This window comes from Lacrimispora sinapis (genome assembly GCF_043633585.1).
GTDB classification, from domain to species: Bacteria; Bacillota; Clostridia; order Lachnospirales; family Lachnospiraceae; genus Lacrimispora; species Lacrimispora sinapis.
Genome location: NZ_CP141832.1, coordinates 1,958,800 through 1,978,055, shown reverse-complemented (window position 1 = coordinate 1,978,055; position 19,256 = coordinate 1,958,800). Strand labels below are relative to the sequence as shown.

At 44.3% G+C, this 19,256-nt stretch carries 24 protein-coding genes; 23 read left to right on the top strand and 1 reads right to left on the bottom strand.

Annotation, left to right across the window (positions count from 1 at the left end; all coding sequences use genetic code 11):
* Positions 1-2 precede the first annotated feature (2 nt).
* The 23 genes from rlmN (at position 3) to pgeF (ending at position 17,952) form a co-directional block, all read left to right on the top strand.
* A complete protein-coding gene (gene rlmN, locus VIG27_RS09190; protein ID WP_394522197.1) occupies positions 3-1,040 on the top strand; it encodes a 23S rRNA (adenine(2503)-C(2))-methyltransferase RlmN in 1,038 nt (345 codons plus the stop codon).
* Between the two features lie 21 nt (positions 1,041-1,061).
* Positions 1,062-1,805 (top strand): Stp1/IreP family PP2C-type Ser/Thr phosphatase, encoded by a 744-nt coding sequence (locus VIG27_RS09185; protein WP_394522196.1) that lies wholly within the window; start codon positions 1,062-1,064, stop codon positions 1,803-1,805.
* Positions 1,802-3,961, top strand: a complete 2,160-nt coding sequence (gene pknB, locus VIG27_RS09180; RefSeq protein WP_394522195.1) for a Stk1 family PASTA domain-containing Ser/Thr kinase — start codon at positions 1,802-1,804, stop codon at positions 3,959-3,961. Before VIG27_RS09185 ends, pknB begins: the two co-directional genes overlap by 4 nt.
* Before the next feature lie 10 nt (positions 3,962-3,971).
* A complete protein-coding gene (gene rsgA, locus VIG27_RS09175; RefSeq protein ID WP_394522194.1) occupies positions 3,972-4,850 on the top strand; it encodes a ribosome small subunit-dependent GTPase A in 879 nt (292 codons plus the stop codon).
* A gap of 1 nt (position 4,851) precedes the next feature.
* On the top strand, positions 4,852-5,514 hold the full coding sequence (rpe, locus tag VIG27_RS09170; protein WP_394522193.1) for a ribulose-phosphate 3-epimerase: 663 nt from the start codon (positions 4,852-4,854) through the stop codon (positions 5,512-5,514).
* Positions 5,511-6,173 (top strand): thiamine diphosphokinase, encoded by a 663-nt coding sequence (locus VIG27_RS09165; RefSeq protein WP_394522191.1) that lies wholly within the window; start codon positions 5,511-5,513, stop codon positions 6,171-6,173. The genes rpe and VIG27_RS09165 overlap by 4 nt, the downstream gene beginning before the upstream one ends.
* 95 nt (positions 6,174-6,268) lie before the next feature.
* On the top strand, positions 6,269-6,856 hold the full coding sequence (locus VIG27_RS09160) for an ECF transporter S component (RefSeq protein ID WP_394522190.1): 588 nt from the start codon (positions 6,269-6,271) through the stop codon (positions 6,854-6,856).
* An 8-nt stretch (positions 6,857-6,864) separates the two neighbouring features.
* On the top strand, positions 6,865-7,704 hold the full coding sequence (locus VIG27_RS09155) for a pyridoxamine kinase (protein WP_394522189.1): 840 nt from the start codon (positions 6,865-6,867) through the stop codon (positions 7,702-7,704).
* Between the two features lie 132 nt (positions 7,705-7,836).
* Entirely contained in the window at positions 7,837-9,126 is a 1,290-nt protein-coding gene (gene serS / locus VIG27_RS09150; RefSeq protein WP_394522188.1) for a serine--tRNA ligase, read from the top strand.
* A 92-nt stretch (positions 9,127-9,218) separates the two neighbouring features.
* On the top strand, positions 9,219-9,584 hold the full coding sequence (locus VIG27_RS09145; RefSeq protein ID WP_394522187.1) for a VOC family protein: 366 nt from the start codon (positions 9,219-9,221) through the stop codon (positions 9,582-9,584).
* 11 nt (positions 9,585-9,595) lie between these two features.
* Positions 9,596-10,297, top strand: a complete 702-nt coding sequence (locus tag VIG27_RS09140; RefSeq protein WP_394522186.1) for an alpha/beta fold hydrolase — start codon at positions 9,596-9,598, stop codon at positions 10,295-10,297.
* A 55-nt stretch (positions 10,298-10,352) separates the two neighbouring features.
* The gene (gene ylxM, locus VIG27_RS09135) at positions 10,353-10,703 is read left to right on the top strand and encodes a YlxM family DNA-binding protein (protein WP_394522185.1); all 351 of its coding nucleotides are present in this window, start codon (positions 10,353-10,355) and stop codon (positions 10,701-10,703) included.
* An 11-nt stretch (positions 10,704-10,714) separates the two neighbouring features.
* The gene (ffh, locus tag VIG27_RS09130; protein ID WP_394522184.1) at positions 10,715-12,067 is read left to right on the top strand and encodes a signal recognition particle protein; all 1,353 of its coding nucleotides are present in this window, start codon (positions 10,715-10,717) and stop codon (positions 12,065-12,067) included.
* A gap of 83 nt (positions 12,068-12,150) precedes the next feature.
* The gene (gene rpsP / locus VIG27_RS09125; RefSeq protein WP_394522183.1) at positions 12,151-12,393 is read left to right on the top strand and encodes a 30S ribosomal protein S16; all 243 of its coding nucleotides are present in this window, start codon (positions 12,151-12,153) and stop codon (positions 12,391-12,393) included.
* Between the two features lie 15 nt (positions 12,394-12,408).
* Positions 12,409-12,636 carry a KH domain-containing protein gene (locus VIG27_RS09120; protein WP_394522182.1) on the top strand — a complete coding sequence of 76 codons (228 nt, stop codon included), beginning with the start codon at positions 12,409-12,411 and terminating at the stop codon, positions 12,634-12,636.
* A gap of 124 nt (positions 12,637-12,760) precedes the next feature.
* Complete coding sequence (gene rimM / locus VIG27_RS09115; RefSeq protein ID WP_394522181.1) at positions 12,761-13,270, top strand: ribosome maturation factor RimM; 510 nt, start codon at positions 12,761-12,763, stop codon at positions 13,268-13,270.
* 18 nt (positions 13,271-13,288) lie between these two features.
* Positions 13,289-14,035: a tRNA (guanosine(37)-N1)-methyltransferase TrmD gene (gene trmD, locus VIG27_RS09110; RefSeq protein WP_394522180.1), complete on the top strand. Its 747-nt coding sequence runs from the start codon at positions 13,289-13,291 to the stop codon at positions 14,033-14,035.
* A gap of 139 nt (positions 14,036-14,174) precedes the next feature.
* Positions 14,175-14,522 carry a 50S ribosomal protein L19 gene (rplS, locus tag VIG27_RS09105; RefSeq protein ID WP_394522179.1) on the top strand — a complete coding sequence of 116 codons (348 nt, stop codon included), beginning with the start codon at positions 14,175-14,177 and terminating at the stop codon, positions 14,520-14,522.
* A gap of 62 nt (positions 14,523-14,584) precedes the next feature.
* Positions 14,585-15,136 carry a signal peptidase I gene (lepB, locus tag VIG27_RS09100; RefSeq protein ID WP_394522178.1) on the top strand — a complete coding sequence of 184 codons (552 nt, stop codon included), beginning with the start codon at positions 14,585-14,587 and terminating at the stop codon, positions 15,134-15,136.
* A gap of 9 nt (positions 15,137-15,145) precedes the next feature.
* A complete protein-coding gene (ylqF, locus tag VIG27_RS09095; protein ID WP_394522177.1) occupies positions 15,146-15,991 on the top strand; it encodes a ribosome biogenesis GTPase YlqF in 846 nt (281 codons plus the stop codon).
* Between the two features lie 69 nt (positions 15,992-16,060).
* The gene (locus tag VIG27_RS09090) at positions 16,061-16,714 is read left to right on the top strand and encodes a ribonuclease HII (RefSeq protein WP_394522176.1); all 654 of its coding nucleotides are present in this window, start codon (positions 16,061-16,063) and stop codon (positions 16,712-16,714) included.
* Between the two features lie 4 nt (positions 16,715-16,718).
* On the top strand, positions 16,719-17,066 hold the full coding sequence (locus VIG27_RS09085; RefSeq protein WP_394522175.1) for a YraN family protein: 348 nt from the start codon (positions 16,719-16,721) through the stop codon (positions 17,064-17,066).
* A 13-nt stretch (positions 17,067-17,079) separates the two neighbouring features.
* Positions 17,080-17,952: a peptidoglycan editing factor PgeF gene (pgeF, locus tag VIG27_RS09080; protein ID WP_394522174.1), complete on the top strand. Its 873-nt coding sequence runs from the start codon at positions 17,080-17,082 to the stop codon at positions 17,950-17,952.
* Between the two features lie 59 nt (positions 17,953-18,011).
* Here the strand turns inward: pgeF and VIG27_RS09075 are convergent, their stop codons facing one another.
* Complete coding sequence (locus tag VIG27_RS09075) at positions 18,012-19,190, bottom strand: ribose-phosphate pyrophosphokinase (protein ID WP_394522173.1); 1,179 nt, start codon at positions 19,188-19,190, stop codon at positions 18,012-18,014.
* Positions 19,191-19,256: the final 66 nt, after the last annotated feature.

Here is a 19,256-nt window from a genome sequence, read left to right as displayed (position 1 = left end):
AAATGGTAAAAACAGATATAAAATCTCTGAATCTGGAGAAACTGACTTCCTATATGATGTCAATTGGAGAAAAACCGTTCCGTGCAAAACAGCTTTATGAGTGGATGCACAAGAAACTGGCTTCTGATTACGATGAAATGACCAACCTTCCAAAATCTCTGAAAGAAAAATTGCTGCAGTCAGCAGCATTTACATCCCTTGTGGTCGTAGAGGAAAAAATTTCAAAAATAGACGGAACGAGAAAGTATTTATTTGGCCTTTCCGATGGGAATATCATTGAAAGTGTTTTAATGAAATATAAACACGGCAATTCCGTCTGCATCTCATCCCAGGTGGGCTGCCGCATGGGCTGCCGTTTCTGTGCTTCCACCCTTGATGGTCTGGAACGGAATCTGACCCCTTCCGAGATGCTTGATCAGATATACCGGATTCAGAAAGCTACGGGAGAAAGGGTTTCCAACGTTGTGGTCATGGGGTCTGGAGAGCCTATGGATAACTATGACAATCTGATTGCTTTTATCCACCTTCTCACCGATGAAAACGGTTTGAATATCAGTCAGCGGAATATTACGGTATCGACCTGCGGCATTGTGCCCGGAATCCGGAAACTGGCAGAGGAAGATCTTCAGATCACGCTGGCACTTTCTCTTCATGCTCCTAACGATGAAGTGCGAAGGAGTCTGATGCCCATTGCCAACCGTTATTCTTTGACGGAGGTATTGCCTGCCTGTCAGGAATATTTTGAAAAAACAGGAAGAAGGCTTACGTTTGAATACAGCCTGGTAAGCGGAGTCAACGATAATTTAAAAGAAGCTGCCGCTCTTTCTGCTCTTTTAAAAGGCATCCATGGCCACGTAAATCTCATACCGGTAAATCCGATCAAAGAACGGGATTATGTGCAATCAGACAAGAAGGCGATCCTGGACTTTAAAAATTATCTTGAAAAAAACGGAATTAATGTTACTATAAGAAGAGAAATGGGACGTGATATTAACGGTGCCTGTGGACAGCTTAGAAAGAGTTTTATCAATCAGGAGTAAAGAGGAAGGGAGATAGAAACGATGAAGGCTTACGCTATGACCGATATCGGAAGAGTCCGTACGGCCAATCAGGATTATGTCTATGCCTCTGCCGAAACAGTCGGTTTGCTGCCTAACCTTTTTATAGTTGCAGACGGAATGGGCGGTCATCAGGCCGGAGATTATGCTTCCAGATATATTTCGGAACATCTGGTGGAACATTTAAAACAGGCCAGTGAAACCGGGATCATCCCTCTTTTGCGGGAGGGAATTGAAAAAGTCAACGGTATGCTTTATAAGGAATCCAGGGAAAAGGCAGAATTGAATGGCATGGGTACGACCCTGGTGGCAGCTGTGATCGAGGATTCCTCTATGTATGTAGCCAATGTGGGAGACAGCCGGCTGTATCTGGTCAGGAATCAGCTGAAGCAGATTACGAAGGATCACTCCTATGTGGAAGAATTGGTTTCCCTGGGTCAGATGGAACGGGGAAGCCGGGATTACCGGGAAAAAAAGAACATTATTACAAGAGCAGTTGGTACGGAAGATAAGCTGGAGATCGATTTTTTTGAGGTCAGCCTGGAACCGGGAGATTATATACTTATGTGTTCCGATGGACTCAGCAATATGCTGGAGGACGCTGAGATGGAAGAAATTATCTGCTCAGAGCTGGACCTGAAGGAAAAGGCAGAGAAATTGATAACAGTAGCCAATGACAATGGCGGGAAAGACAACATAGCAGTTGTTTTGATTGATCCGGAAGTTGGCGGGGAGGAAAGCTTATGATTCTAAGACCTGGCACATTTTTACAAGAAAGATATGAAATACTGGAACAGATCGGTTCCGGCGGCATGTCAAATGTGTTTAAGGCCCTGTGCCATAAATTAAACCGCCTTGTTGCCATAAAATTATTAAAAGAAGAATTCAGTTCTGACAGTGGTTTCGTCAGTAAATTTAAGATGGAGGCTCAGGCAGCCGCCCGTCTTTCCCACCCCAATATTGTAAATATATACGACGTTGTGGATGAGGGGAATCTCCATTACATCGTAATGGAACTGATTGAAGGAATTACATTAAAAAATTATATATCAAAAAAAGGCTGCCTTGATGTCAAGGAAGCCATTGGTGTTGCCATGCAGGTGGCTCAGGGGATTTCTGCGGCACATGAACAGGGCATCATACATAGGGATATCAAACCACAGAATATTATCATTGCCAGAGATGGCAAGGTAAAGGTGGCGGATTTTGGGATTGCAAGGGCCGCTACTTCCCAGACTCTTAGTGCCACTGCGGTAGGCTCTGTCCATTACATATCACCGGAACAGGCAAGAGGGGGATACAGCGATGTAAGAAGTGATATTTACTCTCTGGGCATCACCATGTATGAGATGGTGGCCGGCAGAGTCCCCTTTCAGGGAGATAATACGGTTACCGTAGCCCTGGCACATTTGGAAACGCCCATTACTCCGCCCAGTTATTATAACGAAGACATTCCCGTAGGGCTTGAGAACATTATTTTAAAAAGCACAGAAAAAAAACCGGAATACCGATATGCAAGTATGGTTGAAGTGATTGCGGATTTACGGCATGCGCTGGTGGACCCGGATGGAGATTTTGTCCATCACAATCCTCAGATAGACGATTCCCAGACGGTTATCATTGGGAAACCTGAGCTGGAGCAGATCCGTTCGGGAAGAAAAGTTTCGTCAGACCGGCCCTCTGATGTTCCCGGCAACCGGAAGAAGGAGCAGAGAAATGAACGCCGTCCGGAAAGAAAACAGGATGCCCAGATGCCGGCAGGCAGAACAAAAAAAGAAGATTCGGAGGAAGATATTAATCCCAAGATCGAAAAGCTTCTGACTGCTGCAGGAATTTTAGTTGCGGTGATCATTGTGATTGTGCTGCTTGTTGTTTTTGCCAAGATCGGCGGTTTGTTTCGCTCCGGTTCTTCTAAAATGCCGGAATCAACGGCGGAGGTATCGAAAGAAGAAACTTTAAGCGATAAGAGTGTGAAGATGCCGGATGTCATTGGACTAGCTGCAGATATAGCATCGCAGAAATTAAAGAACAGCGGCGGTCTGTATATGAAGACCAGTGATTATGTGTTTTCAGAATCCGTTGCCGAAGGGGATATTGTTTCTCAGGAACCATCTGCCGGAACTGTGGTTGACAAGTACTCAGCGGTATATGTTGTGATCAGTAAAGGCCCGGAGCACATCACCATTGATTTATCAAAACTTGGGCTTGAAAAAATGGACGCGGCAACTGCAAAGTCAACACTGGAAGCAAAAGGTCTGAAAGTAGAAGTGGAACAAAAGAGCAGCGACAGCGTATCAAACGGCTATGTCATCAGTTACAGTCCGTTTGAAGCAAAAGAAGGAGAGACGGTAACCATTGTATCCAGCAGCGGTCCTGCGCTCATAAACCCGGTAACCGTGCCCAATATTACGGGCCAGACCAGGGAACTGGCTGGAGAGCTGCTTGCGGATGCTGGCCTGGCAGAAGGTACGATTACGGAGGCCGCCTCTGAAACGGTACCAAGAGGAAATGTCATCAGCCAGTCCTCGGCGGCAGGCACGCAGCTAGAAGCAGGGAGTGCGGTGAATTATGTTGTCAGCACCGGAACCGCTCAACAGTCAAAATACAGATACTTAGCCTCCATTGACAAATCCTATTCGTTACAGAGAATCATTGGACCAGGCTCCGGAAGCACCCAGCTGACTCTCAAGATACAGCTTCGGCAGTCGGTGAACGGAAAAGATGTGATAAGGGAACTTATGGGACCGGTCACTATGAATGGTGACCAGATGCTTCCCGTATCATTTAAAAATATTGAAGGAGCTTACGGTGTCACAAGCGGAACCGTAGAAATTGTAAATGTGGAGACTGGAGAAGTGATTGATTCTTATTCCATCACATTTGTTCCGGTACCACAATCGTAAGGGATTATATATGACAGGAAAAATATTGAAAGGAATTGCAGGATTTTATTATGTACATGCAATGGACGGAAATCTTTACGAGTGCAAGGCAAAAGGAATTTTCCGCAACAAGAATTTAAAACCTCTGGTAGGGGATGATGTGAGTATTACCATACTGGATGAAGCGGAACGGAAAGGAAACATTGATGAGATCCTTCCCCGTAAGAATGCACTCATCCGTCCTTCTGTTGCCAATGTGGACCAGGCTCTGGTGTTGTTTTCCATAACCCATCCTGAACCTAATTTAAACCTTCTGGACCGTTTCCTCGTTATGATGGAGGTTCAGGAGGTTCCTGTCAATATCTGTTTTAATAAAATTGATTTAACAGGCGATGAAAAGATGCTGGAGCTTAAACAGATTTATGAAACAGCAGGATATCCGGTGTATTTCACCAGTACCCGGAAAAATCAGGGAATAAAAGAGATAAGGACTCTCCTAAAGGGAAAGACCACGGTTCTTGCAGGTCCTTCGGGTGTAGGAAAGTCCTCTCTTACCAATCTTTTGTATCCTCAGGCGGAGATGGAGACCGGAACCATCAGCGAAAAGATACAAAGAGGGAAGCACACGACCAGACATTCGGAGCTTTTCGATATGGGGGACAGTACCTATATGATGGATACCCCTGGATTTAGCTCCATGTATATCGAAGATATGGAATGCGGCCATTTAAAGAATTATTTTCCGGAGTTTGAGGCCTATGAGGAAAACTGCCGTTTTCTCGGATGCGTCCATATTGGAGAAAGAGACTGCGGTGTGAAAGATGCGGTGGAAGAAGGAACCATCAGCCGGAACCGTTATGAGAATTACCGGCTTTTATATCAGGAACTGAAAGAAAAAAGGAGATATTAATATGTTAAAACTAGCCCCATCTATATTGGCTGCGGATTTTAAAAATCTTGGACAGCAGGTGTCAGCGGTAGCGGAAGCCGGAGCACACTATATTCATTTGGATGTAATGGATGGTGCATTTGTACCCAGCATTTCATTTGGGATGCCGGTGATCAGCAGTTTGAGAAGCTGCACGGACCGGGTATTCGATGTGCATATGATGGTTGAGGAACCGGGAAGGTATGTAAGCGACATCAAAGCAGCCGGAGCTGATTTGATCTGCGTCCATGCGGAAGCCTGCGTCCATCTGGACCGTACCGTAAATCAAATTAAGGAAGCAGGCTTAAAAGCAGGAATCGCTTTAAATCCGGCAACTCCCCTTTCTGTCCTTGACTGCATTCTGCCGGAGGTTGACATGGTACTTATCATGTCCGTAAATCCCGGATTCGGAGGTCAGAAATTCATTCCTTATACACTTCCAAAGATTAAAGCTTTAAGAGCCATGTGCAGGGAACGGGGGCTTGAAACAGATATCCAGGTTGACGGCGGTGTCACATGTGCAAATGTGCGGCAGCTGATTGAAGCGGGAGCGAATGTGTTTGTAGCAGGTTCTGCCGTTTTTAAAGGCGATGCTGTTGCCAACACCAAAGAGTTTTTGAAAATATTCGGGGAATATGAGCGGTGAATAAAGACATTACAGGCTTGATTGTAACGGGAGGACCTCTGGACTATGAATTTGCCAAAGGTTTTTTGGAAAACAGACAGTTTGACATGGTGATCGCAGTCGACCGTGGCCTCAATGCTGTATTTAAGCTGAATCTGACTCCCAAGGTTATCGTTGGAGATTTTGATTCCGTAGAGGAATCGGTGCTTCAGGATTATAAGAACAAACATGAGAATATCACGTGGGAAATCCATAAACCGGAAAAAGACGAGACAGATACGGAACTGGCATTAAATACGGCAATCAGACTTGGCTGCACAAAGCTGGTTTTACTGGGAGCCACCGGTGGAAGACAGGATCATTTTCTTGGGAATCTCCATCTCCTTTATGCCTGCTTAAAAAAAGGGGTGGAGGCAGCGATTGCAGATGAAAGAAACTGGATCACAGTCATAGAGAAGTCCCGTACCTTTGAAGCGGATAAGATCTATGGAAAATACATTTCCTTCCTTCCTCTGAGCGAAGAGGTAAAAGGCATTACCCTCACCGGATTTAAGTATCCGCTTTTCAAAAAGGATATTACCATCGGAACCAGTCTTTGTATCAGCAATGAGCTGATGGGGGCATCCGGCAAAGTGGAATTTGATTCCGGGACTCTGATCTGTGTGGAATCCCACGATTAGACTGGTATGGTTTAATATATTAAAACTGGATATTTATATCATTCCACCTGCATGGTAAGATAGGGTCAGCAAATGCAGCAAGGGAGGAACGATTTATGAATCAATCCAGTAAAAGAATTTATAAGGTTGCACTCACCGGACTTTTTGCAGCAATGTCCTATGTGGTGTTCACATTTTTGCAGTTTAAGATCACGCTTCCGGGAGGAGATGCCACTTCCATCCACCTGGGCAATGCAGTCTGTGTTTTAGGTGCTTTGCTTCTCGGGGGCCTTTATGGAGGCTTGGGCGGTGCTGTCGGAATGACCATAGGGGATCTCTTTGATCCGGTCTATGCAATCTATGCACCCAAAACCTTTCTTTTAAAGTTATGCATTGGTCTGATTACCGGTTTTCTGGCCCATCGACTGGGAAGAATCGGGGAATCTTCCGATAAAATGCATATCCTTGTCTGGACTGCTCTGGCTGCCGCCGGGGGACTTTTGTTCAATGTGATTTTTGATCCTTTGGTCGGTTATTTTTATAAGTTATTGATTCTTGGAAAACCTGCCGCAGAGGTTTCTCTGGTATGGAATGCCGCCGCTACTTTGATCAATGCAGTGACTTCGGCCATCGTTTCCGTTGTTATCTACCTGCCGCTTAGGAATGCTCTGGTCAAGTCCGGTTTATATTCAAAAATTCATTAGGAGTTCTTATGACGTCAGAAAAACAACAGAAAAAAATTGCTGTCATTAATGATCTTTCCGGTTATGGGCGATGCTCTTTGACCGTAGTCATACCCATTCTTTCCGCCTTAAAGATCCAGTGCTGTCCGGTTCCTACCTCCATATTATCCAATCATACCGGCTTTCCCACTTATTTTTTTGATGATTATACGGAAAAGATGCCAAAATACATTGAACAGTGGAAAAAACTGGACCTTTCTTTTGATGGTATTTACAGCGGTTTTTTGGGATCGGAAGCACAAATCCAGATTGTGATTGATATGATAAAGGAATTTTCTTTGCCGGATACCAAGGTGATCATTGACCCGATCATGGGAGATCACGGAAAAGCCTATGAGACCTATACGCCATTGCTGTGCAGCCGGATGAAGGAGCTGGTTGGATATGGAGATATCGTGACTCCCAATCTGACAGAAGCATGTATTCTCACGGGACGGGAGTACCGAAAAGATGGCTGGAAGCGGGCGGAGCTGATCCGGATGGCATCTGAGATACAGCAGATGGGACCGGAAGAAGTGGTGATTACCGGAGTGACAGAAGGCGGCTTTATTACCAATGTGGTCCTTCAAAAGGATGGGACCGGACATTTTCTCCGTTCATTGCGTGTGGGAAGAGAACGCCCGGGAACGGGAGATGTTTTTTCCAGTATTGTTGCTGCCCAGGCGGTAAAAGGCGTTCCTTTGACGGCTGGGGTAAAAAAAGCAGCTGATTTTGTAAAACGCTGTATCATAAAATCGGACCAGCTGAATGTACCAAGGGAAAACGGGGTATGCTTTGAAGAATTGCTTTCTGTGCTTATCCGGAGCTGAGAATGAGATTGCAAAAGGGGAATTTAGGAAAAGGGCTTTTCTTTGCCCTTTTTTTGTAGTATAATCAACGGCAGATTATTATGTGGATCTGATTCCGCAAAAGAATATTTATGAGAAACCAGGAGGAATACCATGTTAGATTTGAGGTTTGTAAGAGAAAATCCTGAAATTGTAAAGGAAAACATCAAAAAAAAGTTTCAGGACAGCAAGCTGCCATTGGTGGATGAAGTCATTGCACTGGATGAGCAGAATCGTGCGGCAAAGCAGGAAGGGGATGCCTTAAGAGCAGAGCGCAACAAACTTTCCAAACAGATCGGGGCCTTGATGGGACAGGGAAAGAAAGAGGAAGCAGAGGAGATGAAGAAGAAAGTTACGGATGCTTCGGATCATCTTGCTGCTCTGGAAGAAAAGGAACGTGATTTAGAGGAAAAAATCAAAAAAATCATGATGACCATTCCCAATATCATTGATCCAAGTGTTCCAATTGGAAAAGATGACAGTGAGAACGTGGAAGTCCAGCGTTACGGTGAGCCGGTGGTTCCTGAATTTGAGATTCCGTATCACACGGACATTATGGAAAGCTTTGATGGAATTGACCTTGACAGTGCAAGAAAAGTCGCAGGAAACGGCTTTTATTATCTCATGGGTGACATTGCAAGACTTCATTCGTCTGTGATTTCTTATGCCAGAGATTTCATGATCAATCGTGGATTCAAATACTGTATTCCCCCGTTTATGATCCGCAGCGAAGTTGTGACAGGGGTTATGAGTTTTGCCGAGATGGATGCCATGATGTATAAGATCGAAGGCGAAGACTTATATTTGATCGGGACCAGTGAACATTCCATGATCGGAAAATTCATTGATACCATTCTTCCGGAATCCAAACTTCCTCAGACGCTTACCAGTTATTCTCCATGCTTCCGTAAGGAAAAGGGGGCTCATGGCCTGGAGGAAAGAGGTGTATACCGCATTCACCAGTTTGAAAAGCAGGAGATGATTGTGGTCTGCAAGCCGGAGGAAAGCATGGACTGGTATGAAAAGTTATGGCAGAATACGGTTGATTTATTCCGTTCCCTGGATATTCCCGTAAGAACTCTGGAGTGCTGTTCCGGTGACCTTGCGGATTTAAAGGTGAAATCCGTGGATGTGGAAGCCTGGTCTCCAAGACAGAAAAAGTACTTTGAAGTAGGAAGCTGCTCCAATTTAGGAGAAGCTCAGGCAAGAAGACTGAAAATCCGGGTAGCAGCAGAAGATGGAACAAAGTATTTTGCTCATACCTTGAATAACACCGTGGTTGCTCCCCCAAGAATGTTAATCGCTTTCTTAGAGAACAACTTACAGGCAGACGGAACCGTTAAGATTCCGGATGCGTTACAGCCATATATGGGTGGCGTGAAGGCGCTTGTGCCGACCAAATAGTCATGTTACAGGGCTGTTGCAGAATGCAGATAGAAGAATATCTGGTCTCCATTTTGCAGCAGCCTTTATTTAAAAGAAGAAAGGGGAAAAATATGATAAAATTCAACCATTTTAATTTTAATGTCCTGGATTTGGATAAGAGCCTGAAATTTTATAACGATGCTCTGGGACTTACTCCTGTCCGGGAAAAAGTTGCGGACGACGGTTCCTTTAAGTTAGTATATCTTGGAGACGGAATCAGCGATTTTACACTGGAGCTTACTTATCTGACAGACAGAAAAGAACCCTATAACCTGGGAGAATGCGAATTTCATCTGGCTTTCCATGTAGATGAATTTGATGAACTCCATAAAAAGCATGATGAGATGGGGATCATCTGCTTTGAGAACCCTGGAATGGGCATTTATTTTATCAGTGACCCGGACGGATACTGGATCGAGATTGTACCGGCCGGATAAGGAGCTGTTTCGTGTATATTGAGGTAAATGGAGTTACACTGTTTTATGAGAAGGCAGGAAGGGGCCGGCCCATAATTCTTGTCCATGGGAACGCACAGGATCACCGTATTTTTTATGAAACGGCGCAGATGCTCAAAAAAAGTTATACCGTATATTTGCTGGATTCCAGGAGCCATGGAAAAAGCATGCGTGTAAAATCAATTGGGTATGAAGCCATGGCAGCGGATGTAGCAGCGTTTGCCAGAGCATTGAAGCTAAAAAATCCTTATTTCTGCGGCTTCAGCGACGGTGGAATCATCGGCCTTCTTTTGGGCATCCGGTATCCGGGACTTTTTAAAAAACTGGTGCTTTGCGGTGCCAATTTCTGCCCCCGTGGTTTAAAATTCTGGTGGCTTAAAATTTTTGCGGTCACAGAAGCAGTGACAGGAGATCACCGGAGACGGATGATACAAAAAGAACCTGTCATTACGGGAAAAGAACTGCGGCAGATTTCTGTGCCGACACTCATACTGGCAGGGGAAAAGGACATGGTCCGTGAGGCTCATACCCGTTATCTTGCCTCTCAGATCAGGCACAGTGCTCTAAGGATTTTACCGGGAGAAAGTCATGGAAGCTATATTGTTCACAGCAAAAAACTATACTATATTATGAAGAATTTTCTTTCCGCTCCCCTGCGTCAGAGGATAACAAACCAGCAGACGGAAAGGGTGTAAAGAAAAAATACTTGACACCATAGAAAAAATATTGTATGATATCACAGGTGATGATATGGAAAAGATTGCAAGACAAGGATTGCTGTATGATTTCTATGGTGCGCTTTTAACGGAGCATCAGAGACACGTCTATGAAGATGTGGTTTTTTACGACCTGTCTTTAAGTGAGATTGCAGAGGAACAGGGAATCAGCCGCCAGGGGGTACATGACCTGATCAAGCGGTGCAATAAGATTCTGGAAGGTTATGAAGAAAAGCTTCATCTTATGGAGAAGTTTGAACAGACAAAAAAACTGGCCAGAGAAATCCAACACCTGACGAAAGAATTTTCCGGGAGCAGGAACATGGATCTGATCCATCGCATCGAAGAGATATCGGGCGAAATCATCGAGCTGGAAGCTCATTAGGAGGGCGTTAGATGGCTTTTGAGAGCTTATCCGACAAATTACAAAACGTATTTAAGAATTTGAGAGGCAAAGGACGTTTGTCTGAGGCCGATGTAAAAACAGCACTTAAAGAAGTCAAAATGGCTTTGTTGGAAGCCGATGTTAGCTTTAAGGTTGTAAAGCAGTTTATCAGTGCTGTACAGGAGCGTGCCATTGGACAAGATGTCCAGAACAGCCTGACTCCGGGACAGATGGTAATAAAGATTGTGAATGAAGAACTGGTAAACTTAATGGGCTCTGATACAACAGAAATCCAGTTAAAGCCTGCCAGTGATATCACTGTCATTTTAATGGCCGGTCTTCAGGGTGCCGGTAAAACCACAACCACAGCCAAGATTGCCGGTAAGTTAAAGGCAAAGGGCAGAAAGCCTCTGCTGGTTGCCTGTGACGTTTACCGTCCTGCCGCAATCAAGCAGCTCCAGATCAACGGAGAGAAGCAGGGTGTCCCGGTTTTTTCCATGGGGGAAAATCATAAACCGGCTGACATTGCTAAGGCAGCCATTGCGTCTGCCGCAAAGAATGATCAGAATGTGGTGATTCTCGATACAGCCGGACGTCTTCATATTGATGAGGACATGATGAATGAGCTGATTGAAATCAAAGAGGTGGTAGCGGTTGACCAGACCATTTTGGTGGTTGATGCCATGACTGGACAGGATGCGGTGAATGTTGCCGGAATGTTCAATGATAAGATTGGCATTGACGGTGTTATCGTTACAAAGCTTGATGGAGATACCCGAGGAGGTGCGGCTCTTTCGATCCGTGCGGTTACCGGAAAGCCGGTTCTTTATGTGGGTATGGGCGAAAAGCTTTCTGATTTAGAACAGTTTTATCCGGATCGTATGGCCTCCAGAATTCTTGGCATGGGAGACATCCTTTCTCTGATTGAGAAGGCAGAAAACCAGGTCGACGAAGAAAAGGCAAAAGAGCTATCCCAAAAGCTCCGAAAAGCGGAATTTGATTATAATGACTTCCTGGAACAGATGAGCCAGGTCAAGAATATGGGCGGAATGGCCAGCATTATGAGCATGATGCCAGGCATGAATCAATTGAAAGATATTGATATTGATGAAAAAGCCATGGACCGTGTGGAAGCCATCATTCTTTCCATGACAGACAAAGAGCGGACCAATCCGGAGCTTATGAAGAATGCTTCCAGAAAGCAGCGCGTGGCGAAAGGTGCCGGCGTGGATATCAGCGAAGTCAACCGTATCGTCAAACAGTTTGACCAGATGAAGAAGATGATGAAACAGCTTCCCGGTTTGATGGGAGGAGGCAAACGTCATGGCGGCGGATTGTTTGGCAAACTCAAATTACCGTTTTAATTTACTTTGATGTTAGCAAGGCAGGTATCTGCGTTCGCTATATATAGTTTTTAAATTTAAGATTTAAGGAGGTGAATTTCACAATGGCAGTAAAGATGAGATTAAAAAGAATGGGTCAGAAAAAGGCTCCTTTTTATAGAATTGTAGTTGCAGATTCCAGATCTCCCAGAGATGGCAGATTTATCGAAGAAGTTGGTTACTATGATCCTAACACAGAACCAAGCGTAATCAAGTTCAACGAAGAGAACGCTAAGAAATGGTTAGCAACAGGTGCTCAGCCAACAGAAGTTGTAAGCAAGCTTTTAAAGATCGCCGGTATCCAGTAGTGAGAGGTGAAGCATATGAAGGAATTAGTAGAAGTAATTGCAAAAGCACTGGTTGATAATCCAGATCAGGTTGCTGTTACTGAGACTTTAAAGGATGATGAAGTCATTCTTGAGCTTACAGTTGCACCTTCCGATATGGGTAAGGTTATTGGCAAACAGGGCAGAATTGCAAAAGCAATCCGTTCCGTTATAAAAGCAGCAGCTTCCAAAGAAGACAAAAAGGTTACTGTAGAGATTCAGTAACCTTGAAAGACCGCCGGCCTGTCGGGAAGACGGTCTTCTTTTGTTCTTTAAAAGAGGTATGTGAAAATATACGAAAAAACCGGGTAGGCTTATCCGGTTTCTTTTGTATGACATGGAGAGACAGATGGAAAATTTGTTGAGAGTCGGTGTGATTTCCTCTACCCATGGGGTAAAGGGAGAAGTTAAGGTTTTTCCAACGACAGATGACGCAGGCCGTTTTAAAAATTTAAAAAAAGTAATCCTGGATACCGGACGGGAACAGATGGATTTAGAGATCCAGGGAGTAAAATTCTTTAAAAACATGGTAATCCTTAAATTTAAAGGATATGATTCCATCAATGAGATAGAAAAATACAAGGGCAAAGACTTGTTGATCACGAGAGACCAGGCAGTAGACCTTGGACCGGATGAGAACTTTATCGTTGATTTGATCGGTCTCCGTGTCATTACGGAAGACGGCAATGAATTTGGCACTCTGACAGATGTACTGAAGACAGGTGCCAATGATGTTTACGAAGTGAAGACAACCGATGGAAAGGAAGTTTTGCTTCCTGCAATCCGGGAATGCGTATTAAAGGTGGATCTGGAGAACAAAACGGTTACTGTCCACATCATGGATGGTCTTCTGGATTAAGATGGAGGAGCGGTACGAATGAATTATCACATATTAACGCTGTTTCCTGAAATGGTTTTAAACGGACTAAATACCAGTATCATCGGGAGAGCGGCGGAAAAAGGCTTACTTTCCATTGAGGCCATTGACATCCGGGAATATTCAACGGACAAGCACCGTCATGTGGATGATTATCCTTATGGAGGCGGAGCGGGAATGGTTATGCAGCCAATGCCCATCTGCGATGCTTATGATGACCTTTGCGAAAGAATTGGCAAGAAGCCCCGTGTGATTTACATGACTCCCCAGGGACGGGTATTCAATCAGAAGATTGCTAAGGAGCTTGCAAAAGAGGAGGATCTGGTGTTCCTGTGCGGCCATTATGAAGGAATTGATGAAAGGGCGTTGGAACTGATTGCCACGGATTACTTATCCATCGGCGATTATGTTCTGACCGGCGGAGAACTTCCTGCCATGGTCATGATCGACTGCATTTCAAGATTGATTCCCGGAGTCTTGAATAACGATGCTTCTGCAGAGTTTGAATCCTTTTATGACAATTTATTGGAATATCCACAGTACACCAGACCGGAAGAGTACAAGGGACTGCGGGTTCCGGAGGTGCTTTTGTCCGGACATCATAAGAAGATTGATACCTGGAGACGGGAGCAGTCCATCAAACGAACTTTAGAGAGAAGACCCGATTTACTGGCAGGAGCCGTCCTGTCAAAAAAAGAAGAAGAATATTTGAAAGAACTTGAAAAAGAGCAGGAAAACCGGGAATAATTTAAGAGAGAAAGGACTTGCATTCCATAGTCCTTTATGATAAAATACAGAATGTTGTGATGAAAAGGCGATGCTCCTCTGTTACGGATTTCAGTATGAAGTATTAAGAACATCAAATAAAATCAAGGAGGTTCACACAATGAACGAAATTATTAAGAATATCGAAGCAGCACAGTTAAAGCAGTCCGTACCGGAGTTCCATGTTGGTGATACCGTTAAGGTATACAACAAGATCAAAGAGGGATCCCGCGAAAGAATCCAGATTTTTGAAGGAACTGTCATTAAGAGACAGAACGGCGGAGCAAGAGAAACATTTACCGTAAGAAAGAACTCAAACGGTATCGGCGTTGAGAAGACCTGGCCATTACATTCCCCTTCCGTAGACAACATCGAAGTTGTTAGAAAGGGTAAAGTAAGAAGAGCAAAACTGAATTACTTAAGAGACAGAATCGGTAAGGCTGCTAAGGTTAAAGAATTAGTTAGATAATTCCGGAACATGTGAGGGGACAATGTAAATTGTCCCTTTCTTTAGTAGGTGGGGTGTTTGATATGGATTTTTATCATAGTGAAGACAATAATAAGCTCCGCCATGTAGTCAACTGGATTGTTGATATTGTAGTTGTGATTGCATTTGCGTGGTTTCTGGTCTATGCTTTTGGCACTCAGATTGTAATCGCTGGACATTCCATGGATCCCCTCCTTCAATCAGAGGATGTGGTTTTGATGGACCGGCTGGCATATGATTTCGGTCATCCTGGCCGCTTTGATGTGGTTGTGTTTCAGCGAGAAGACCGGAAGATGAATGTAAAACGTGTCATTGGTCTGCCGGGGGAAACTGTGCAGATTAAAAACGATGAGATCTATATTGATGGTGAGAAGCTGAAAGAACCGGCAGGTCTTGGCCGGGTATCTCTGGCTGGACTGGCAGAAAAGCCTGTAAAGCTGGGAGAAGATGAATATTTTCTGTTGGGAGACAACAGAGACAGCAGTGAGGACAGCCGGTTTTCCAATATCGGCAATGTAAGCGGCAGTCAGATCCAGGGAAGAGTCTGGTTTCGGATTATGCCTTTTGTAAAGATGGAATTAATTCGTTCAAAATAGAGGAATGTTATGAATATACAATGGTATCCAGGTCATATGACCAAAGCCAAAAGAGCTATGAAGGAAGATATCAAATTAATTGATTTGATTATAGAACTGGTAGATGCAAGAGTGCCGTTAAGCAGCCGGAATCCGGATATTGATGATTTGGGAGCCGGGAAAGCCCGGATGGTCCTTCTCAATAAGTCCGATCTTGCGGATGAGCGTTTGAACGGGGCATGGACGGAATACTTTGAGGCTCTGGGCTGCCACGTGGTAAAGGTAAATTCCAAAAGCGGTTCCGGTTTGAAGCAGATCAATCATGTGGTTCAGATCGCCTGTAAAGAAAAGATTGAGCGGGACCGAAGACGAGGAATTTTAAACCGTCCCGTCCGGGCCATGGTAGTAGGAATTCCAAACGTAGGGAAATCTACATTTATCAACTCCTTTGCCGGAAAAGCATGTGCAAAAACAGGCAATAAGCCGGGAGTGACCAAAGGAAACCAGTGGATCCGTCTCAATAAGAGTCTGGAACTGCTTGATACTCCTGGAATTCTCTGGCCCAGGTTTGAAGATCAGCAGGTAGGGATTAAGCTGGCTTTGATCGGCTCTATTAATGATGAGATTTTAAACAAAGATGAATTGGCAATGGAACTGATCCGCTTTCTTGTGAAGCATTATCCCAATGTACTGAAAGAACGGTATGGGATAGAAACGGAAGAACCGTTTCATATATTGGAAGAGGTGGCAAGAGCCAGATCCTGTCTTGCAAAAGGCGGAGAACTGGATCTTATTAAGGCTTCCAATTTATTGATTGATGATTTCAGAAACGGGAAACTTGGCCGAATGACCATGGAATTTCCTTCAAAAGAGTAATACAAAAATACACGGGCGGCTCTTAAAAGGGCGGCCCTGTTTTTCAATCAAAATGTGGGAGCAGAGGAAATGAGAAAATTAACAGAAGAAAAACTTAAGGCAGAGCAGGAACGTTTAGAGAAGATGAAGGAATACGAATCCCGGTATGAGGAGCATATCATCGTCTGCGGCATTGATGAAGCCGGCAGAGGACCTTTGGCAGGCCCGGTAGTCGCAGGCGCCGCCATACTGCCGGGAGACTGTGAGATCTTATACTTAAACGATTCCAAAAAGCTGTCTGAAAAAAAGCGGGAAGCGTTATATTTGGAGATTCAGGAGAAAGCGTTAGCAGTTGCTGTTGGTGTGGTAGGAGCTGACAGGATTGATGAGATCAATATATTGCAGGCGACTTATGAGGCGATGAGACTGGCAGTTGGAAAGCTGGGCCTTCAGCCGGACGTTCTTTTAAATGATGCGGTTACCATTCCCGGACTTACCATGGAACAGGTGCCCATCATCAAAGGAGACGGAAAGAGCGTGTCCATTGCAGCGGCCAGCATTATGGCAAAAGTCACCAGAGATCATATGATGGAAGAGTATGATACATTATTTCCCCAATACGGCTTTGCCAAACATAAGGGGTATGGGACGGCAGCACATATCAGTGCATTAAAGGAGTATGGGCCTTGTCCAATTCATAGACGGAGCTTTATAAAAAAATTTGTGAATGAAGGAGAGCGTTAGGCTTTTGAAGAAGAGTACCAGAGAGATCGGGAATGAATATGAGAGTATGGCAGCTTCCTATTTGCAGAGCTTCGGCTATGAAATAATAGAACGCAATTACCGGGATAAGCTTGGAGAGATTGATATCATCGCAAAGGATGGAAGAGAACTGGTCTTTGTTGAAGTAAAGTACCGGCTCAACCTTTCAAAAGGAGATCCGGCGGAAGCTGTAGGCAAAAGAAAACAGATAAGGCTCCAAAATGGTGCCAGAGGATACTTATATCGCCATCATCCGGAGGAAGATATCCCCTGCCGGTTTGATGTGGTAGCCATTTTGGGGGAGGAAATCAGACTGATTAAAAATGCATTTTAATGGAGGGAAGCGGATGAACGATATATGGAAGCGGAAAGGACATAATAAAATCCTGGTTTATAAAACGGTGGAGGGAGTCCCCTTTCTATCTTTTCCCATTCTGGAGAAAACAGGGCTTGTAAAACAGGGATTTTCTACAAAAATGGGAGGTGTCAGCCAGGGAAAGTATGCTACGATGAATTTTACGTTTACCCGCGGCGATAATCCGGACCATGTACATGAAAATTACCGGCGCATGGCAAAAGCCCTGGGAGTTGATCCAGAGAAAATGGTGTTGTCCTACCAGACCCATACCACCAATGTAAAGCGGGTGACCGAGTCTGATGCGGGGAAGGGAATCACAAAGGAACGGGAATATAAAGATGTGGACGGACTGATCACTAATGTTTCTGGAATTACCCTGGTAACATTTTATGCGGATTGTGTTCCTCTTTACTTTCTGGACCCGGTCCATAAAGCCATTGGACTCAGTCATTCCGGCTGGCGGGGAACGGTAAAACGTATGGGAGATGTAACGGTAAAAAGGATGGAAGAGTCATTTGGAACCAGACCGGAAGATTTGATCGCCTGCATTGGCCCAAGCATATGCAGAACCTGCTATGAGGTGGGAAATGATGTGGCTGAGGCATTCCGGAAAAGTTTTGAAGAAACATACTGGAAGGACATTCTGACAGAAAAAGAAAATGGAAAGTTCTTACTGGATCTTTGGCGGGCAAATGAGATCGTGCTTTTAGAAGCTGGTCTGAGAAAAGAAAATATTCAGATTACGGATATTTGTACACACTGCAATTCTGATTATCTGTTTTCCCACCGGACGACAGGCAATGAGAGAGGAAATCTTGCGGCATTTCTCTCACTTTCAGAGAATAACGGTCCGCAACAATAAAATGACTGCAGCAAATGAGTGTTTTTCATTCTCATATGCTGCAGTCATTGATTAAATAATTAAGCCTTGAATTTTCTTAAAAGATTCTGGATTTTTTCTGTGGAACTAAGTGCAGTGCTGATGGGTACATCGTGATTCAATGAATTCACAATTGCAGCCAGATATTTGCTGATATCAGCTTCCACATACCATTCTCTTTCAAATAATTCCTTTGGACGGTAATTTAAGTTTGTAGTAACGACCCGGTCAATGTAACCTTTTCTGTAATAATCGTCAAACTTGTCCAATCCATTGGTAAAGAGACCGAAGGTACAGCATACGATCACTTTATCGGCTTTGCGTTCTTTTAATTCCTTGGCAGTATCCAGCATGCTTTCGCCGGAGGAGATCATGTCATCTACGATCAATACTGTCTTGCCTTCCACAGAGGCACCCAGGAACTCATGAGCAACGATAGGATTGCGTCCGCCCACCACCTTGGAGTAATCTCTTCTTTTATAGAACATACCCATATCAACGCTTAAGTTGTTGGCAAGATACACGGCACGGTCCATGGCACCTTCATCCGGGCTGATAACCATCATTTTCTCTTTGTCAATTTTTAAATCCGGATACTGTTTGAGTACTGCCTTGATAAACTGGTAGGTTGGCATGAAATTATCAAATCCGCTTAAAGGAATGGCGTTCTGGACTCTTGGGTCGTGAGCATCAAAGGTGATGATATTGGTGACGCCCATATGAACCAGTTCCTCTAAAGCCATTGCACAATCTAAGGATTCTCTTTTGCTTCTTTTGTGCTGTCTGCTTTCATATAAGAAAGGCATAATAACACTTACTCTGTGGGCAGTGGCACAGCAGGCACCTAAAATCCTCTTTAAATCCTGGAAGTGATCATCCGGTGACATATGGTTGATATAACCATTGACGGTATAGGGAATGCTGTAGTTGGTCACATCCACCATTGCAAAAACGTCTGTCCCACGAACAGATTCATTGATAATCCCTTTTGCTTCTCCGCTTCCGAAGCGAGGGCATTCACAGTCAAGAAGATAAGAATTGACATCGTATCCCCGGTAGTGAAGATCGGCTTCCCGGCGCTTTAATTCCTCGATATCATTTCTGCGGAAACCAACAATATGGTCATTTACTTTTTCAGCCAGTTCCCTGCAGCTTTCCAGTGCTGCAATCTTTAAGGGAGCAACAGGAAGCTGGTCTTTAAATACATAATCATTTGCCATGACAAAGATTCCTCCATAATGAATGAACAGCCAGCGGTAAAACTGCCTGTTCTCTAATCTTATCCC

Coding starts and splice junctions, on each gene's coding strand:
- rlmN (WP_394522197.1), top strand. CDS start 3: ATGGTAAAAACAGATATAAAATCTCTGAATCTGGAGAAACTGACTTCC.
- VIG27_RS09185 (WP_394522196.1), top strand. CDS start 1,062: ATGAAGGCTTACGCTATGACCGATATCGGAAGAGTCCGTACGGCCAAT.
- pknB (WP_394522195.1), top strand. CDS start 1,802: ATGATTCTAAGACCTGGCACATTTTTACAAGAAAGATATGAAATACTG.
- rsgA (WP_394522194.1), top strand. CDS start 3,972: ATGACAGGAAAAATATTGAAAGGAATTGCAGGATTTTATTATGTACAT.
- rpe (WP_394522193.1), top strand. CDS start 4,852: ATGTTAAAACTAGCCCCATCTATATTGGCTGCGGATTTTAAAAATCTT.
- VIG27_RS09160 (WP_394522190.1), top strand. CDS start 6,269: ATGAATCAATCCAGTAAAAGAATTTATAAGGTTGCACTCACCGGACTT.
- VIG27_RS09155 (WP_394522189.1), top strand. CDS start 6,865: ATGACGTCAGAAAAACAACAGAAAAAAATTGCTGTCATTAATGATCTT.
- serS (WP_394522188.1), top strand. CDS start 7,837: ATGTTAGATTTGAGGTTTGTAAGAGAAAATCCTGAAATTGTAAAGGAA.
- VIG27_RS09145 (WP_394522187.1), top strand. CDS start 9,219: ATGATAAAATTCAACCATTTTAATTTTAATGTCCTGGATTTGGATAAG.
- ylxM (WP_394522185.1), top strand. CDS start 10,353: ATGGAAAAGATTGCAAGACAAGGATTGCTGTATGATTTCTATGGTGCG.
- ffh (WP_394522184.1), top strand. CDS start 10,715: ATGGCTTTTGAGAGCTTATCCGACAAATTACAAAACGTATTTAAGAAT.
- rpsP (WP_394522183.1), top strand. CDS start 12,151: ATGGCAGTAAAGATGAGATTAAAAAGAATGGGTCAGAAAAAGGCTCCT.
- VIG27_RS09120 (WP_394522182.1), top strand. CDS start 12,409: ATGAAGGAATTAGTAGAAGTAATTGCAAAAGCACTGGTTGATAATCCA.
- rimM (WP_394522181.1), top strand. CDS start 12,761: ATGGAAAATTTGTTGAGAGTCGGTGTGATTTCCTCTACCCATGGGGTA.
- trmD (WP_394522180.1), top strand. CDS start 13,289: ATGAATTATCACATATTAACGCTGTTTCCTGAAATGGTTTTAAACGGA.
- rplS (WP_394522179.1), top strand. CDS start 14,175: ATGAACGAAATTATTAAGAATATCGAAGCAGCACAGTTAAAGCAGTCC.
- lepB (WP_394522178.1), top strand. CDS start 14,585: ATGGATTTTTATCATAGTGAAGACAATAATAAGCTCCGCCATGTAGTC.
- ylqF (WP_394522177.1), top strand. CDS start 15,146: ATGAATATACAATGGTATCCAGGTCATATGACCAAAGCCAAAAGAGCT.
- VIG27_RS09090 (WP_394522176.1), top strand. CDS start 16,061: ATGAGAAAATTAACAGAAGAAAAACTTAAGGCAGAGCAGGAACGTTTA.
- pgeF (WP_394522174.1), top strand. CDS start 17,080: ATGAACGATATATGGAAGCGGAAAGGACATAATAAAATCCTGGTTTAT.
- VIG27_RS09075 (WP_394522173.1), bottom strand. CDS start 19,190: ATGGCAAATGATTATGTATTTAAAGACCAGCTTCCTGTTGCTCCCTTA.